The organism is Streptomyces sp. NPDC001599 (assembly GCF_042893535.1).
In the GTDB taxonomy this organism is placed as follows: domain Bacteria; phylum Actinomycetota; class Actinomycetes; order Streptomycetales; family Streptomycetaceae; genus Streptomyces.
The window spans coordinates 261467-275582 of the sequence record NZ_JBIAVA010000009.1 but is presented as its reverse complement, the minus strand read 5'-3'; the positions used below and the strand labels follow the sequence as shown (position 1 = coordinate 275582).

At 72.9% G+C, this 14116-nt stretch carries 13 protein-coding genes; 5 read left to right on the top strand and 8 right to left on the bottom strand.

Annotated features, from left to right (window positions below):
• From ACFYZ3_RS23960 to ACFYZ3_RS23945, 4 genes are read right to left on the bottom strand one after another with little or no spacing between them, the layout of a single operon-like run.
• Complete coding sequence (locus tag ACFYZ3_RS23960) at nucleotides 1–1161, bottom strand: XdhC family protein (protein WP_388521218.1); 1161 nt, start codon at nucleotides 1159–1161, stop codon at nucleotides 1–3.
• Nucleotides 1154–3301: a xanthine dehydrogenase family protein molybdopterin-binding subunit gene (locus ACFYZ3_RS23955; RefSeq protein ID WP_388521215.1), complete on the bottom strand. Its 2148-nt coding sequence runs from the start codon at nucleotides 3299–3301 to the stop codon at nucleotides 1154–1156. The genes ACFYZ3_RS23960 and ACFYZ3_RS23955 overlap by 8 nt, the downstream gene beginning before the upstream one ends.
• Nucleotides 3298–4290 carry an FAD binding domain-containing protein gene (locus tag ACFYZ3_RS23950; RefSeq protein WP_388521212.1) on the bottom strand — a complete coding sequence of 331 codons (993 nt, stop codon included), beginning with the start codon at nucleotides 4288–4290 and terminating at the stop codon, nucleotides 3298–3300. The genes ACFYZ3_RS23955 and ACFYZ3_RS23950 overlap by 4 nt, the downstream gene beginning before the upstream one ends.
• Nucleotides 4287–4898 (bottom strand): 2Fe-2S iron-sulfur cluster-binding protein, encoded by a 612-nt coding sequence (locus ACFYZ3_RS23945; RefSeq protein ID WP_388521209.1) that lies wholly within the window; start codon nucleotides 4896–4898, stop codon nucleotides 4287–4289. Before ACFYZ3_RS23945 ends, ACFYZ3_RS23950 begins: the two co-directional genes overlap by 4 nt.
• Before the next feature lie 197 nt (nucleotides 4899–5095).
• On the opposite strand from ACFYZ3_RS23945, the gene xdhR reads away from it, so the two are divergent.
• Entirely contained in the window at nucleotides 5096–5686 is a 591-nt protein-coding gene (gene xdhR / locus ACFYZ3_RS23940; RefSeq protein ID WP_388521205.1) for a purine salvage operon transcriptional regulator XdhR, read from the top strand.
• Here the strand turns inward: xdhR and ACFYZ3_RS23935 are convergent.
• Both ACFYZ3_RS23935 and ACFYZ3_RS23930 read right to left on the bottom strand, forming a co-directional pair.
• The gene (locus ACFYZ3_RS23935) at nucleotides 5649–6440 is read right to left on the bottom strand and encodes a response regulator (protein ID WP_388521202.1); all 792 of its coding nucleotides are present in this window, start codon (nucleotides 6438–6440) and stop codon (nucleotides 5649–5651) included. The genes xdhR and ACFYZ3_RS23935 overlap by 38 nt on opposite strands.
• A complete protein-coding gene (locus ACFYZ3_RS23930) occupies nucleotides 6437–8083 on the bottom strand; it encodes an ATP-binding protein (protein WP_388521199.1) in 1647 nt (548 codons plus the stop codon). The genes ACFYZ3_RS23935 and ACFYZ3_RS23930 overlap by 4 nt, the downstream gene beginning before the upstream one ends.
• Before the next feature lie 285 nt (nucleotides 8084–8368).
• On the opposite strand from ACFYZ3_RS23930, the gene ACFYZ3_RS23925 reads away from it, so the two are divergent.
• The 3 genes from ACFYZ3_RS23925 to ACFYZ3_RS23915 are packed head-to-tail and all read left to right on the top strand — an operon-like array spanning nucleotide 8369 to nucleotide 11398.
• Complete coding sequence (locus ACFYZ3_RS23925) at nucleotides 8369–9355, top strand: Bug family tripartite tricarboxylate transporter substrate binding protein (protein ID WP_388521197.1); 987 nt, start codon at nucleotides 8369–8371, stop codon at nucleotides 9353–9355.
• Nucleotides 9352–9897, top strand: coding sequence for a tripartite tricarboxylate transporter TctB family protein (locus tag ACFYZ3_RS23920; RefSeq protein ID WP_388521195.1), 546 nt, complete (start codon nucleotides 9352–9354; stop codon nucleotides 9895–9897). Before ACFYZ3_RS23925 ends, ACFYZ3_RS23920 begins: the two co-directional genes overlap by 4 nt.
• Before the next feature lies 1 nt (nucleotide 9898).
• Nucleotides 9899–11398 (top strand): tripartite tricarboxylate transporter permease, encoded by a 1500-nt coding sequence (locus ACFYZ3_RS23915; protein WP_388521192.1) that lies wholly within the window; start codon nucleotides 9899–9901, stop codon nucleotides 11396–11398.
• 173 nt (nucleotides 11399–11571) lie between these two features.
• On the opposite strand, the gene ACFYZ3_RS23910 is transcribed toward ACFYZ3_RS23915, so the two are convergent.
• A complete protein-coding gene (locus ACFYZ3_RS23910; protein ID WP_388521189.1) occupies nucleotides 11572–11994 on the bottom strand; it encodes a secondary thiamine-phosphate synthase enzyme YjbQ in 423 nt (140 codons plus the stop codon).
• A gap of 55 nt (nucleotides 11995–12049) precedes the next feature.
• Here ACFYZ3_RS23910 and ACFYZ3_RS23905 point away from each other — a divergent pair, with 55 nt between their 5' ends.
• Nucleotides 12050–13129 (top strand): NAD(P)-binding domain-containing protein, encoded by a 1080-nt coding sequence (locus ACFYZ3_RS23905; RefSeq protein WP_388521186.1) that lies wholly within the window; start codon nucleotides 12050–12052, stop codon nucleotides 13127–13129.
• Nucleotides 13130–13141: 12 nt separating this feature from the next.
• On the opposite strand, the gene mltG is transcribed toward ACFYZ3_RS23905, so the two are convergent.
• Nucleotides 13142–13957 carry an endolytic transglycosylase MltG gene (gene mltG / locus ACFYZ3_RS23900; RefSeq protein ID WP_388521520.1) on the bottom strand — a complete coding sequence of 272 codons (816 nt, stop codon included), beginning with the start codon at nucleotides 13955–13957 and terminating at the stop codon, nucleotides 13142–13144.
• Nucleotides 13958–14116 lie beyond the last annotated feature (159 nt).

Below are 14116 nucleotides of genomic sequence, written 5' to 3'. Positions count from 1 at the left end.
TCAGGCGGCCGCCTCCGTCGGCCTCTCCTCCTCGGGCGGCCGCCCAGTCGCCTCCCGGTGGATCGGTGCCGCCCCGCCCGTCAGGGGGACGCCCGTTCCGCCACGGCGGGCCGCGACGATCTCCGCCGCGATGGACAGGGCCGTCTCCTCCGGGGTGCGGGCGCCGAGGTCGAGGCCGATCGGTGAACGCAGCCGGGACAGCTCGTCCTCGCCCAGGCCGGCCTGGCGCAGCCGGCGGTCGCGGTCCTCGTGGGTGCGGCGCGAGCCCATCGCGCCGACGAACGCGACCGGCATCCGCAGCGCCTCCGCCAGCAGCGGCACGTCGAACTTGGCGTCGTGGGTGAGCACGCACAGCACCGTGCGCCCGTCGGTCGGGGTGTCCCGCAGGTAGCGGTGCGGCCAGTCGACGACGACCTCGTCGGCCTGGGGGAAACGGGCCCGCGTGGCGAAGACGGACCGGGCGTCGCACACCGTGACGTGGTACCCGAGGAACTTCCCGGCCCGCACCAGCGCCGCGGCGAAGTCGACCGCGCCGAAGACGATCATGCGGGGCGGCGGCACGCTGGTCTCGACGAGCAGGGTGAGCCCACCGGGACAGTGCGAACCGTCCTCCGAGAGGCCGACCGTGCCGGTGCGCCCGGTGTCCAGCAGGGCACCGGCCTCGGCGGCCGCGGTGCGGTCCAGGTCGGGGTGGCCGCCCAGGCCGCCCGCGTGCGAACCGTCGGGCCGGACGAGCAGGGCCCTGCCCAGCAGCTCGGGCGGGCCCTCGACGACCCGGGCGAGGGCCGCGGTCCCGCCCCGGGCGGCGGTGGCCAGCGCCGCCCGGAGCACCTCGCGCGAGGGCGCCTCGGCGCCGACCGGCGTGACCAGTACGTCCACGATCCCGCCGCAGGTCAGTCCGACCGCGAAGGCGTCCTCGTCGCTGTACCCGAAGCGTTCGCGCAGCGTCTCGCCGGTGCGCAGGGCGTCGGCGCACAGGTCGTACACCGCGCCCTCCACGCAGCCGCCGGAGACCGAGCCGATCACGGTGCCCCCGCCGTCGACCGCGAGGGCGGCGCCGGGACCGCGTGGCGCACTGCCGCCCACGGAGACGACGGTGGCGACGGCGAACTCCCGGCCCTCGGCGAGCCAGCGGTCCAGCTCCTCGGCGATGTCAAGCATCCGCCGCTCCTCGGCTCGCGGGCACCGCCGACAGCACCCGGTCCGGGCGGATCGGCAGGTTGCGGTGGCGGACGCCGGTCGCGTGCCAGACGGCGTTGGCGACGGCCGCCGCGGCGCCCACGACGCCGATCTCGCCGACACCCTTGATACCGACCGGGTCGTCGGGGTCGGGGTCGTCCACCCAGTCGGCCTGGATGTCGCCCACGTCGGCGTTGGTGGCCACGTGGTAGCCGACGAGGTCGGGGGCGTAGAGGCCGCCGCTCGAACGGTCCCGTACCGCCTCCTCGTGCAGGGCCATGGAGATGCCCCACACCATGCCGCCGACGAGCTGGTTGCGGGCGGTGAGCGGGTTGACGATCCGGCCGGCCGCGAAGATGCCGAGCATGCGGCGCACCCGCACCTCTCCGGTGGCGGTGTCCACGGCGACCTCGGCGAACTGCGCCCCGAAGGAGTGCCGTTCCTTCTGCGCGAGGGCGCCGAGCAGGGCGGTGGTGTCGGACCGTACGGTGATGCCCTCCGGCGGGATCGTCGCGCCCAGGGCCAGCCGCTCCCGCAGTTCGCGGGCCGCTTCCCTGATCGCCCAGGCCCAGGACCGCGTGCCCATCGAGCCACCGGCGATCATCGCGGGGCCGAAGTCGCTGTCGCCGATGCGGACCAGAACCCGGTCGGGCGCGACCTCGAGGGCGTCGGCGGCGACCAGGGTGAGTGCCGTACGGGCGCCGGTGCCGATGTCGGCGGCGGCGATCCGGACCGTGAATCCGCCGTCGGCCTCCGCGGTCACGACGGCCGTCGAGGGACCGGCGCCCGAGTGGAAGGAGGCGGCGGCGGTGCCCGTGCCCAGCAGCCAGCGCCCGTCACGGCGCACTCCGGGCCGCGGGTCGCGCCCGGCCCAGCCGAACCGCCGGGCTCCCTCGCGGAAGCAGGCGTCCAGGTTGCGGCTGCTGAAGGGCAGACCGGAGACCGGGCCGACCTCGGGTTCGTTGCGCAGGCGCAGCGCGATGGGGTCGATGCCGCCGCGCTCGGCGAGTTCGTCGAGGGCCGACTCGATGGCGAAGGAGCCCGGTGCCTCGCCCGGTGCGCGCATGAACGTCGGCGACGGCACGTCGAGGGGCGCGACCTCGTTGGCCGTGTGGTGGGCCTCGGCGTCGTACATCACCCGGGCCACGCCCGCGCTGGGCTCGACGAACTCGTAGACGGTGGACGTCTGGTTCAGCGAGCGGTGCTCCAGGGCGCGCAGCCGGCCGTCGGCGTCGGCCCCGAGCCGGACGCGCTGGAGGGTGGGGCTGCGGTAGCCGGCCAGCGAGAACATCTGCCGCCTCGTCATGACCACGCGCACCGGCCGCTGGAGTTCGGTCGCGGCCATCACGGCGGCGACCTGGTGGGCGCGCAGGCCCTTGCTGCCGAAGCCGCCGCCGATGTGCTCGGAGCGCACCCGTACCGCGGAGGCGTCGAGGGAGAACAGGCTGGCCAGTTCGTTCTGGATCCAGGTGGTGCCCTGGTTGGAGTCGACGACCTCCAGCCGGCCGCCGTCCCACCGGGCGGTGGCGGCGTGCGGCTCCATCATGCTGTGGTGCTCTTCGGGAGTGGTGTACTCCTCGTCCACGACGACGGCGGAGGCGGCGAGGCCGGCCGCCAGGTCTCCCTTGGCGGTCTCGCCGGGCATGACCCCGCCGGCCGGGTGGGCGCCCGGGTGGCCGGCGGTGAGGGCGGTGTCGTGCGGTTCCTCGTCGTAGGCGACGACGAGGGCCTCGGCGGCCTCCCGGGCCTGCTCGGACGTCTCGGCGACGACGAGGGCGACCGGCCAGCCCACGTGGTGCACCCGGTCCTGCTGGAAGACGGCGGCGGTGGGGTCCGGCGGGATACCGAGCAGGCCGACGTAGTCGGTGTCGACGCGCGGGGCGTTGCCGTGGTGCAGGACGGTGAGCACGCCCGGCATGGCGAGGACGGCCTCGGTGTCGAGGGAGCGGATGCGGCCGCGCGCGACGGTGGAGAGGACCAGCCAGCCGTGCGCGAGGTCGGCGAAGGGGATCTCGCCCGCGTAGCGGGCCGCTCCGGTGACCTTGTCGCGGCCCTCGACGCGGGTGTGCGCGGTGCCGACGACGCCCCGGAGCGCCGTACGGCCGGTCGTGGCGGTGGTCATCGGGCGGTCTCCTCGGCGAGTTCGGTCAGGACGGCCACCACGAGGTTGCGCATGAGGGTCACCTTGTATCCGTTGTCGGGCAGCGGCCTGGCGGCCGCGAGTTCGGCGTCCGCGGCGGCGGCGAAGGTGTCGCCGTCGGCCGGTGCGCCGGTGAGGACGGCCTCGGCCGCGCGGGCCCGCCAGGGCCGCGAGGCGACCGCGCCGAAGGCCAGCCGGGCCTCGCGTACGACGCCGTCCTCGACGTCGAGCGCGGCGGCGACCGAGCCGATCGCGAAGGCGTACGAGGCGCGCTCGCGCACCTTGCGGTAGCGGGAGCGGACGGCGACCGGGGCGGGCGGCAGGGTGACGCCGGTGATCAGCGCGCCGGCCGGCAGTGCGGTCTCCCGGTGCGGGGTGTCCCCGACGGGGAGGTAGAAGTCGGCGAGCGGCAACTCGCCGGGACCGTCGAGGGTTTCGTAGCCGACGACGGCGTCGAAGGCGGCGAGGGCCACCCCCATGTCCGAGGGGTGCACGGCGACGCAGTGGTCGGAGGCGCCCAGGACGGCGTGGTTGTGGTGTTCGCCGGTGACCGCGGAGCAGCCGCTGCCGGGGGCGCGCTTGTTGCAGGGCTTGCTCAGGTCGGTGAAGTAGCCGCAGCGGGTGCGCTGGAGGAGGTTGCCGCCGACGGTGGCCATGTTGCGCAGCTGGCCGGAGGCGCCCGCCAGGACCGCCTGGGTCAGGGCCGGGTAGCGGCGGCGCACTTCGGGGTGGGCGGCGAGGTCGCTGTTGGTGACGGTGGCGCCGATGCGCAGTCCGCCGTCCGCGGTCTCCTCGATGGCGTCCAGGGGGAGTTCGCGGACGTCGACGAGCCGGGCGGGGCGTTCTACGCCGGTCTTCATCAGGTCCACGAGGTTGGTGCCGCCGCCGAGGAAGCGGGCGTCCGGGTCGGCGGCGAGCAGCGCCACCGCGCCAAAGACGTCGTCGGCGCGCTGGTATCCGAACTCCCTCATGCGGCCGTCTCCTCGGTGATCTCGTCCTGGTCGGCACGGTCGGCGCGGTCGTCCTCGTGGGCCGCGGCCCGGTGGGCCTCGGCGGCGCGGGTGACGGCCTGGACGATGGAGACGTAGGCGCCGCAGCGGCACAGGTTGCCGCTCATCCGTTCGCGGATCTCGTCCGGCGTCAGCGGTGGCGGCCCGGCCTCGGGGCGGACGTCCTCGGTGGCGGCGCTGGGCCAGCCGGCCGCGTGCTCCTCGATGACGGCGATCGCCGAGCAGATCTGCCCGGGGGTGCAGTAGCCGCACTGGTAGCCGTCGAAGTCGAGGAAGGCCTGCTGGACCGGGTGCAGCCGGTCTCCCTCGGCCATGCCCTCGATGGTGGTGATCTCACGTCCCTCGGCGGCGACGGCGAGATTCAGGCAGGAGACGGCGCGGCGCCCGTCGACCAGGACGGTACAGGCGCCGCACTGCCCCTGGTCACAGCCCTTCTTGGTGCCGGTGAGGTCGAGGCGCTCGCGCAGGGCGTCGAGCAGGGTGGTGCGGTGGTCGACGGTCAGCTGGTGCTTCTCGCCGTTGATGTTCAGAGTGACGGCGCTGGACGTCGACGAGGGCGCTGGGGCCATGATCAGCCTTCTTTGGTGTCTGGTGACCGGGAAAACTGGCTGTAGGCATTGGGTTCATGGGCGGGCGGGGGCCATCGGCCGCTTTCCGCCGGTAGAGTGGGCGGGTAACCGGACAACTGTCCACTCACTGGAAACGTAACGGACAGCTGTCCGCTTAGCAAGGTCGGGATTCGGCCACGAACCCGAAAGGGGGACGAGTGTCGCAGCCAAAGAAGGACAAGTCGGACACTCCCTTGCGCTCGGACGCCCAGCGCAACCGCGAGCGCATCCTGGCAGTGGCCACGGAGGAGCTGACGCACTGCGCGAACGCCCCCCTCAGCGCCATCGCCAAGAAGGCGGGGGTCGGGCAGGGCACCTTCTACCGCAACTTCCCGAACCGCGAGGCGCTCGTCCTGGAGATCTACCGCCACGGGATGCAGCAGGTGGCCCAGGCCGCGCCCGAGATGCTCGCCACCCGGGAACCCGACCTCGCCCTGCGCGAATGGATGGACCGCCTCGCCGAGTTCGCCATGACCAAGGCGGGGCTGGCGGACGCGATCCGACTGGTCACCAGCGCACCCGGGGCACCGGAGAAGCCACGCCCCACCCCGCTGGAGGACGCGGCCGAGCTCCTGCTCCGCGCCAATGACGAGGCCGGCACGATCCGGCCCGGAGTGACCGGGGACGACTTCTTCCTCGTCCTCGGCGGTCTGTGGCTGATCGGTCCCGGTGAGGACCGGCAGCCGCGGGTCACCCGGTTCCTGGACTTCGTCATGGACGGCCTGCGCGCCGGAGCGCCGGGCCGGTGACCGCGCCCCGGAAGCGGTAGCGGCGCTCCGGGCGGCCCGCCACCCCGTAGCGCAGGGAGACCTCCGCGCTGCCCACGGTGTGGAAGTGCTCCAGGTACCGGCGGGCGCTGACCCGGGAGATGCCGGTCAGCGCCGCGCACTCGCTGGCGGACAGGGTGCCGTCGGCCGCACGCAGGGCGCCCTCGACGAGTTCGGCGGTCTCCACGCTCATGCCCTTGGGCAGCCCGGGGGCCGGCCCGGCCTGCGCCGCGGCCCCGGCCAGTACGCGGTCGACGTCGGCCTGGCTGCGCACCACCGTGCCGAGCAGCCGGCCCCGCTGGACCGCGTAGCGCTGCAGCCGGACCCGAAGGTCCTCGAACTCGAAGGGTTTGAGGAGGTAGTCGACCACGCCTTGGCGCACGGCTCCGCGCACCGCGTCCGCCTCCCGGGCCGCGCTGATGACCATGACGTCGCAGTCGTGGCCCGCGGCGCGCAGCCGCGGGATGACGTCGAGGCCGAAGACGTCCGGCAGGTACAGGTCGAGCAGGACCAGGTCGGGGCGCAGCTCCCCGACGGCGGCCAGCGCCTGCTCCCCGGTGCCCGCGACCCCGAGCACCCGGAAGGGCTCGACCCGTTCGACGAACGCGCGGTGGACGCGGGCCACCATGAAGTCGTCGTCGACGACGAGCACGCCGATCGGGGCGGCGCCCGGGGACGTCTCCAGGGGTCCGGCACTCGGGGCGGTCGCGTCGGACGTGCCGCTCGTAGCCGTCATGGTGCTGCTCCTTCCGCCACCGCGTCGGTGAGGTGGCTGACGGTCATGCGTGCGGTGAACATGGCCCCCTCGGGGGTGTTGGTCACCGAGATCTCACCGCCGTGACGTTCGCAGACCAGCCGGGTCAGCGCCAGGCCGATGCCCCGCTCGCCCTGCCGGGCGGCCTTGGTGGTGAAGCCGTGGGAGAAGACCTCCCGGGCCAGTTCGGGCGCGACGCCGGGCCCGGAGTCGCGGACCACGATCTCGACGCTTGCGGCATCCTGCCGCAGCTCGATCTCGACCCAGGCCTCGTGCGCGTCGCCCAGGGCCGCGGCCGCGTCCACGGCGTTGTCGACGAGGTTGCCGACCACGGTCGCCACGTCGGCGGCGTCCGCCGGCTCCAGCCGGTCCAGCGCCGTGCGGTCCGAGACGCGCAGCGCGACCCTTCGCTCGGCCGCGAGGGAGGACTTCGCGGTGATCAGCGCGGCCACGGCGGTGTCCCGGACCCGGCGGCTGAGGGTGACGTCCAAGGACTGGCGGCGCTGGTTGAGCCCGCGGACGTAGCGCACCACCTCGTCCTGCTCGCCGATCTGGATGAGCCCGGAGATGGTGTGCAACTGGTTGGCGAACTCGTGGGCCTGGGCGCGCAGCAGCTCCGAGGTGCTGCGGAAGGAGCCGATCTCCCGCTCCAGGCGAGCCAGTTCGGTGCGGTCGCGCAGGGTGGTGACCGAGCCGAGCGGGCGGCCGTCCTTGGTGACGGTCATGCGGTTCATGACCAGGACCCGGCCGTGGCGGACGACGACCTCGTCACGCGGCTCGGCCGCCTCGCGGGCGGCGCCCGCGAGGACGTCGCGCAGCCGCCCGTCGATGCCGAGGCCGTCCAGGCTCTGGCCCACGCAGTCGGCGGGCAGGTCGAGCAGGCGCCGGCCCATCTCGTTGACCAGGGTGAGCCGGTGCTGCGGATCGAGGGCGACGACGCCCTCCGCGATGCCGTACAGCATGGCCTCGCGGTGCTCGGCGAGCCCGGCGATCTCGCGCGGCTCCAGGCCGAGGGTCTGTCGCTTCACCCGCCGGGCCAGCAGCCAGGAGCCGGCCACGCCGAGGCCGCTGGCGATGCCCAGATAGGCGAGGAGGTAGGAGGAGGCACCGCTGAGGCGCTGCCACACCGTGGGATCGGCCTCGCCGACCATCACCGTGCCGAGGTGGCGGCCGAGGGTCTGCCGGGTGGCGCCGAGCACCGGGACCTGGGCGACGAGTTCCCGGCTGCCCTGCACGGTCAGCGGCCCCGACCAGCCGCTCGCGACACCGGCTCCCGCACCGCGCGGCAGCCGGGCGCCGATCAGCGTGGGGTCGGTGGAGCTGACGACCCGGCCGTCGGCGTCGGCCACCGTGACGGAGGTGACCCCGGACTGCGTCTGCGTGGAGTTGACCAGCGGGGCGAGGGCCTCCTGCGGCACCGGGCGCAGCAGCTGGCTGCGGACCAGCGGCGTGGCGGCCAGCTGCTCGGCCAGGGCCGTGACCCGGCGGCCCTCGACGCGGTTGAAGGTGGCCTTGGACTGGGCGAGCGAGACGGCGGCCACCGCGAACAGAACGACCACGACGATGGCGAGCTGGAGGACCAGCATCTCGCCCGCAAGGGTCTGACGGCGGAAAGTGGGGGCCACGGCGGACTCGTTCTCGGCTCACGGAGGGGCGGGGGTGCCGGGTCGCCATCATGGCGCCCACCTGCGGCAAGGGAAAGGGATGTGCCTGCTTCGCAATGAACCGGCGATCCGACAGCGATGTGACGCCCCGAATCGGTCACGTGTTCCGGCGACCGCAATGAACACAACCTCCCTTGGTTCCGCAAGGAAGACACGGGACAGGCGCCCGGGCACCATGTGGCCCACGTCACCCTCCCCCACAGGGCTCCCCGTAACGAACTACCCAACCGACAGGTGGTGTCATACGTGCGCCTGCGCACCCCCCTTGCCCTGCTCGGGGCCGCCGTGCTCGTGCTGGCGGGACCGCCGTTGCTCTCCTCGGGCGACGACTCGGATTCCGGCACCCAGATCCCGGGCCTGCGCTTCATGGTTCCCAACACGCCCGGCGGCGGTTACGACATCACCGCCCGCACGGCCGCGAAGAACGCCGAGGACGCCGGGCTCACCCACAACATCGAGGTGTTCAACCTGCCCGGCGCGGGCGGCACCGTGGGCCTGAGCCGGCTGGTGAGCGAGCACGGCAACGGCAAGCTCGCCATGTCCATGGGCCTCGGCGTCGTGGGCGCCGTCCGCTCCAACCACGCCCCCAAGACCCTCGCCGACACCACACCGATCGCGCGGCTGACCGAGGAGCAGGACGTCGTCGTGGTCGCCAAGGACTCGCCGTACAAGACGATCGACGAGTTGATCGACGCCTGGAAACAGGATCCGGGGAAGATCCCGGTGGGCGGTGGCTCGTCGCCGGGCGGGCCCGACCACCTCGCGCCGATGCTGATGGCGCAGGCCGCCGGGATCCAGCCGAAGTCGGTCAACTACATCCCGTTCGACGGCGGCGGCGAGCTGCTCGCCTCGATCCTCGGCAACAAGGTCGGCTTCGGGGTCTCCGGCGTCGGCGAGTACCTGGACCAGATCAAGGCGGGCGAGCTGCGGGTGCTCGCGGTGACCGGTCCCGAGCGGGTGGACGACCTCAAGGACGCGCCCACGCTCAAGGAGTCCGGCTACGACGTGAACTTCACCAACTGGCGAGGCATCGTCGCCCCGCCCGGTCTGTCCGAGGCGCAGCGCAACAAGCTGACCCGCCTCTTCGAGGAACTGCACGACTCCCCCGAGTGGAAGAAGTCCATGGACCAGAACGGCTGGGACGACGCCTTCCTGACCGGCGAGGAGTTCGGCGACTTCCTGGACGCCCAGGACCAGCGCGTGGTGTCGGTGCTGAAGGAGCTGGGACTGTGACGACGCGGACCGAACTCACCGAGGAGCCCGGGGAAGCGGCCGCCGGCCGGCGCTCGTGGCTGCGCGAGCACTCCGAACTGGGCGTGTGCGTGCTGCTGCTGGCGCTCGGCGTGCTCGTCCTGACCGACGCGCTCACCATGGACGTCGACATCACCCAGCGCGGCCCGGTCGGTCCCAAGACCGTGCCGGTCGTGGTGGGCATCGGCCTGCTGGTGATAGCCGCGCTGCTCGCCGTCGACGTGCTGCGCGGCGGCCGGGGCGAGGCCGAGGGCGGCGAGGACATCGACCTGTCCGAACCGGCCGACTGGCGCACGGTGCTGCTGCTGTCCGGGATCTTCCTGGGCGCCGCCGCCCTGATCGAGCCGGCCGGCTTCCCCGTCGCCGGGGCGCTGCTCTTCTGGGGCGCCGCCTTCGCCCTCGGCAGCCGCCGCGTGGACCGCGATCCGCTGATCGCCGCGGTGCTGTCCCTGATCACCTATGTCGTCTTCGACAAGCTGCTCGGTGTGCCGCTGCCCGGCGGTCCGCTGATGGGAGTGCTCTGACATGAACGCCCTCAACTCCCTCATGGACGGCTTCGGCACGGCCCTGACCCCGCTCAACCTCCTGTGGGCCGCCCTCGGCGTACTGCTCGGCACGGCCATCGGCGTGCTGCCCGGCATCGGTCCGGCGATGGCGGTGGCGCTGCTGCTGCCGGTGACGTACGGCCTTGACCCGGTCGCGGCGTTCATCATGTTCGCGGGCATCTACTACGGCGCGATGTTCGGCGGTTCGACCACCTCCATCCTGCTCAACACGCCGGGCGAGAGCGCCGCCGTGGTCGCGGCGATGGAGGGCAACCCGATGGCCAAGGCGGGCCGCGGCGCGCAGGCGCTGGCGGCCGCGGCCATCGGTCACTTCGCGGGCGGCATGATCGGCACGGTCCTGCTGGTGGCCCTCGCCCCGACGGTCGCCGACCTGGCCGTGGACATCGGCGCCCCGGACTACTTCGCCATCATGGTGCTGGCGTTCATCGCCGTGACGTCGGTGCTGGGGTCCTCGCGGATCAGAGGCCTGGCCTCGCTGCTGATCGGTCTGACGATCGGCCTGGTGGGCCTGGACCAGATGACGGGCCAGCAGCGGCTGACCTTCGGTTCGCTGCAACTCGCCGACGGTGTGGACGTGGTGATCGTGGCGGTCGGTCTGTTCGCGATCGGCGAGGCGCTGTGGGTGGCGGCCCATCTGCGGCGCGGGGCGGCCGAACCGATCCCGGTGGGCCGTCCCTGGCTCGGCCGCGCCGACGTGAAGCGCACCTGGAAGTCCTGGCTGCGCGGTCCGCTCATCGGCTTCCCGTTCGGCGCGATCCCGGCGGGCGGTGCGGAGATCCCGACCTTCCTGTCGTACGTCACGGAGAAGCGGCTGTCCAAGCACAAGGACGAGTGGGGCAAGGGCGCCATCGAGGGCGTGGCGGGCCCGGAGTCGGCCGCGTCGGCCTCGGCCGCGGGCACGCTGGTGTCCATGCTGACGCTGGGCCTGCCGACCACCGCGGTCGCGGCGGTCATGCTGGCCGCCTTCCAGCAGTACGGCATCCAGCCGGGCCCACTGCTCTTCGAACGCGAGCCCGAGCTGGTGTGGGGTCTGATCGCCTCGCTGTTCGTGGGCATGGTGCTGCTGCTCGCCCTGAACCTGCCGCTGGCGCCGGTGTGGGCGAAGCTGCTGCGGATCCCCCGGCCGTACCTGTACGCGGGGATCATGTTCTTCGCCGCGGTCGGCGCGTACGCGGTCGGCGGTGAGGTGGTGGACCTGGTGATCCTGCTGGTCATCGGTCTGATCGGGTTCGGTATGCGACGCTACGGGCTGCCCATCCTGCCGGCCGTGATCGGCGTCATCCTCGGCCCGAACGCCGAGCAGCAACTGCGCCGCGCCCTGCAGATCAGCGACGGCAGCGTGTCGGGCCTGGTCAACACGCCGTTCTCGGTGACGGTGTACGCGGTGATCGTCCTGCTGCTGGCCTGGCCGCTGGTGAAACGGCTGGTGGGCCGGGGACGGACGCGGGTGGACGCCTGATTCCCGGCCATCCGGTCCGGCGGCCTTGCTCTCCGGCTCCGTCCGGCGACGCGTCCGCACGCTCGGCAGTGTTGTGTGCGGCCCGGTACGGCGACCCCGTACCGGGCCGTTCTGCGGTACGGGGCGGCGCGGCCCGTGGCGGGACGGTGGCTGAGCAGGACACCGCGTCCCGTTCAGCCGAGGAAGCTCAGCCGCACCCGGCGGTCGGGGTTGTCCCGGTTGGTGTCCACCAGGCACACCGACTGCCAGGTTCCGAGTTCCAGGCGGCCGGCGATCACCGGCAGTGTCGCGTGCGGGGGTACGAAGGCGGGCAGGACGTGGTCGCGGCCGTGTCCGGGGCTGCCGTGGCGGTGCTGCCAGCGGTCGTCGGCCGGGAGCAGCGTGTGCAGGGCGGACAGCAGGTCGTCGTCACTGCCGGCTCCGGTCTCGATGATCGCGATCCCGGCGGTGGCGTGCGGGACGAAGACGTTGAGGAGGCCGTCGCGGCCGGACGCCGCCTCGCGCAGGAAGGACTCGCAGTCACCGGTGATGTCGGCGACCCGCTCCGCCGAGCCGGTGGCGAGGCTGAGGACTCGGGTGGTGAAGGCATCTGGCATGACCCCATCCTGACACCGGGGGAAGATCGAGGCCTGCGACGCCGTTGGTAGAAGCGTGAACAACACACGCGAGGTCGAGGTCGTCGTCATCGGGGCCGGTCAGGCCGGACTCGCCGCCGCCTATCACCTGCGGCGCACAGGCTTCGAGCCGGAGCGCGACTTCGTGGTGCTCGACCACTCCCCCGGTCCCGGCGGCGCCTGGCAGTTCCGCTGGCCGTCGCTGACGTACGGCAAGGTGCACGGCATGCACGCCCTGCCGGGCATGGAGCTGACCGGGGCTGATCCGGCGCGGCCGTCCGCCGAGGTGGTGAGCGGGTACTTCGCGGACTACGAGCGGACCTTCGACCTGCGAGTACGGCGGCCCGTGGATGTCCGCGCCGTGCGCGAGGGAACGGACGGGCGGCTGCTCGTCGAGACGTCGGCCGGGTCCTGGTCGACGCGCGCGCTGATCAACGCGACCGGCACCTGGGACCGCCCCTTCTGGCCGCGCTACCCGGGGCAGGAGGCCTTCCGGGGACGGCAGCTGCACACCGCGCAGTACGCCGGGCCCGAGGAGTTCACCGGTCTGCGCGTGGTCGTGGTGGGCGGCGGCGCCTCAGGGACTCAGCATCTGCTGGAGATCGCGCCGTATGCCGCGTCCACCACGTGGGTGACCAGGAGGCCCCCTGTCTTCCGCGAGGGACCCTTCGACGAGGAGGCGGGCCGGGCCGCGGTGGCGCTCGTGGAGGAACGGGTGCGGCAGGGGCTGCCGCCGAAGAGTGTCGTGTCGGTGACGGGGCTGCCCCTGAACGACGCGGTCCGGGCCGGGCTGGAGTCGGGTGTGCTGGACCGGCAGCCCATGTTCGACCGGATCACGCCCGACGGGGTGGAGTGGGACGGCGGGCGGCGGGTGGACGCGGACGTCATTCTGTGGGCGACCGGATTCCGGGCCGCCATCGACCATCTGAGGCCGCTGCGGCTCCGGGAGGCGGGTGGCGGTATCCGGGTCGAGGGGACGCGCGCGGTCGCCGACCAGCGGATCCATCTCGTCGGCTACGGGCCCTCCGCCAGCACCATCGGCGCCAACCGGGCGGGACGCGCGGCCGTGCGGGACATCAGGCGGCTGCTGGCCGAGGAGGAGCCGGTCGCCGCGTGACGCCCCGACCGGTCACTTGGCGGCCCCGGCCTGCTTCGAGGCGCTCTGCTGGAGGCGGTTGAACTCGTCCACGTTGCGCCGGTGTTCGGCGTAGTCGGCGGTGAAGCGCGTGTCGCCCGGCTTGACCGTGACGAAGTACAGCCAGTCACCGGGGGTCGGGTTGATCGCGGCGGTCATCGCCTCGTCGCCCGGATTGGCGATGGGGGTGGGCGGCAGCCCCATGCGCTGGTACGAGTTGTAAGGACTGTCGATCTTCGTGTCCTTGGTGGTGGTCTTCAGGGTGCTGCGGCCCAGGGCGTAGTTGATGGTGGAGTCCATCTGCAGCGGCATGCCCCGTTCCAGCCGGTTGAAGATCACCCGGGCCACCTTGCCCATGTCCTCCTTGGCTGCGGCCTCCGCCTGCACGATGCTGGCGATGGTGACCGCCTGATAGACGTTCAGCGCGTTGCGCTGGGCGCCCGCGGCGACCGGCGCGCCGGTGAACTTCTTGTTCGCCGTGTCGACCATGGCCGTCAGCAGCTTCTCCGGGGTCGGGTTCTCGCCGAGCGGATAGGTCGCCGGGAAGAGGTAGCCCTCGGGGTTGCCCTCGGCGTCGTTGGGCAGCTTGAGGTTGGCCTTGGCCAGAGACTTCTTGGTGGTGCCCGCGGGCAGGGCGAGGGCCTTGTCGACGGCTCCGTAGACCTGGGTCGCGCGCCAGCCCTCCGGAATCACCAGGGACGTGGGACGCGACTCGCCCTCGTCGTCCGTCGTCAGCAGCGGCACCGACACGGCCGTACCGGCCACGACGGCGCCGGCCGCGATCAGGGCGATACGGCCCCGACGCGTCAGCCGGATCGCCCTCCTGGGGCCTCTGGGGCTTCTGGGACTTCCGGAGCCCCCGAGACCTCTGAGACCTCTGAGGCCTGTGGGGCTTCTGAGGCTGCCTCTGGGGCCTCTGGCGCTCCTCGCGCTTCTCGCGCTCCGTGACGGAGTGTTCATCTGCATGCG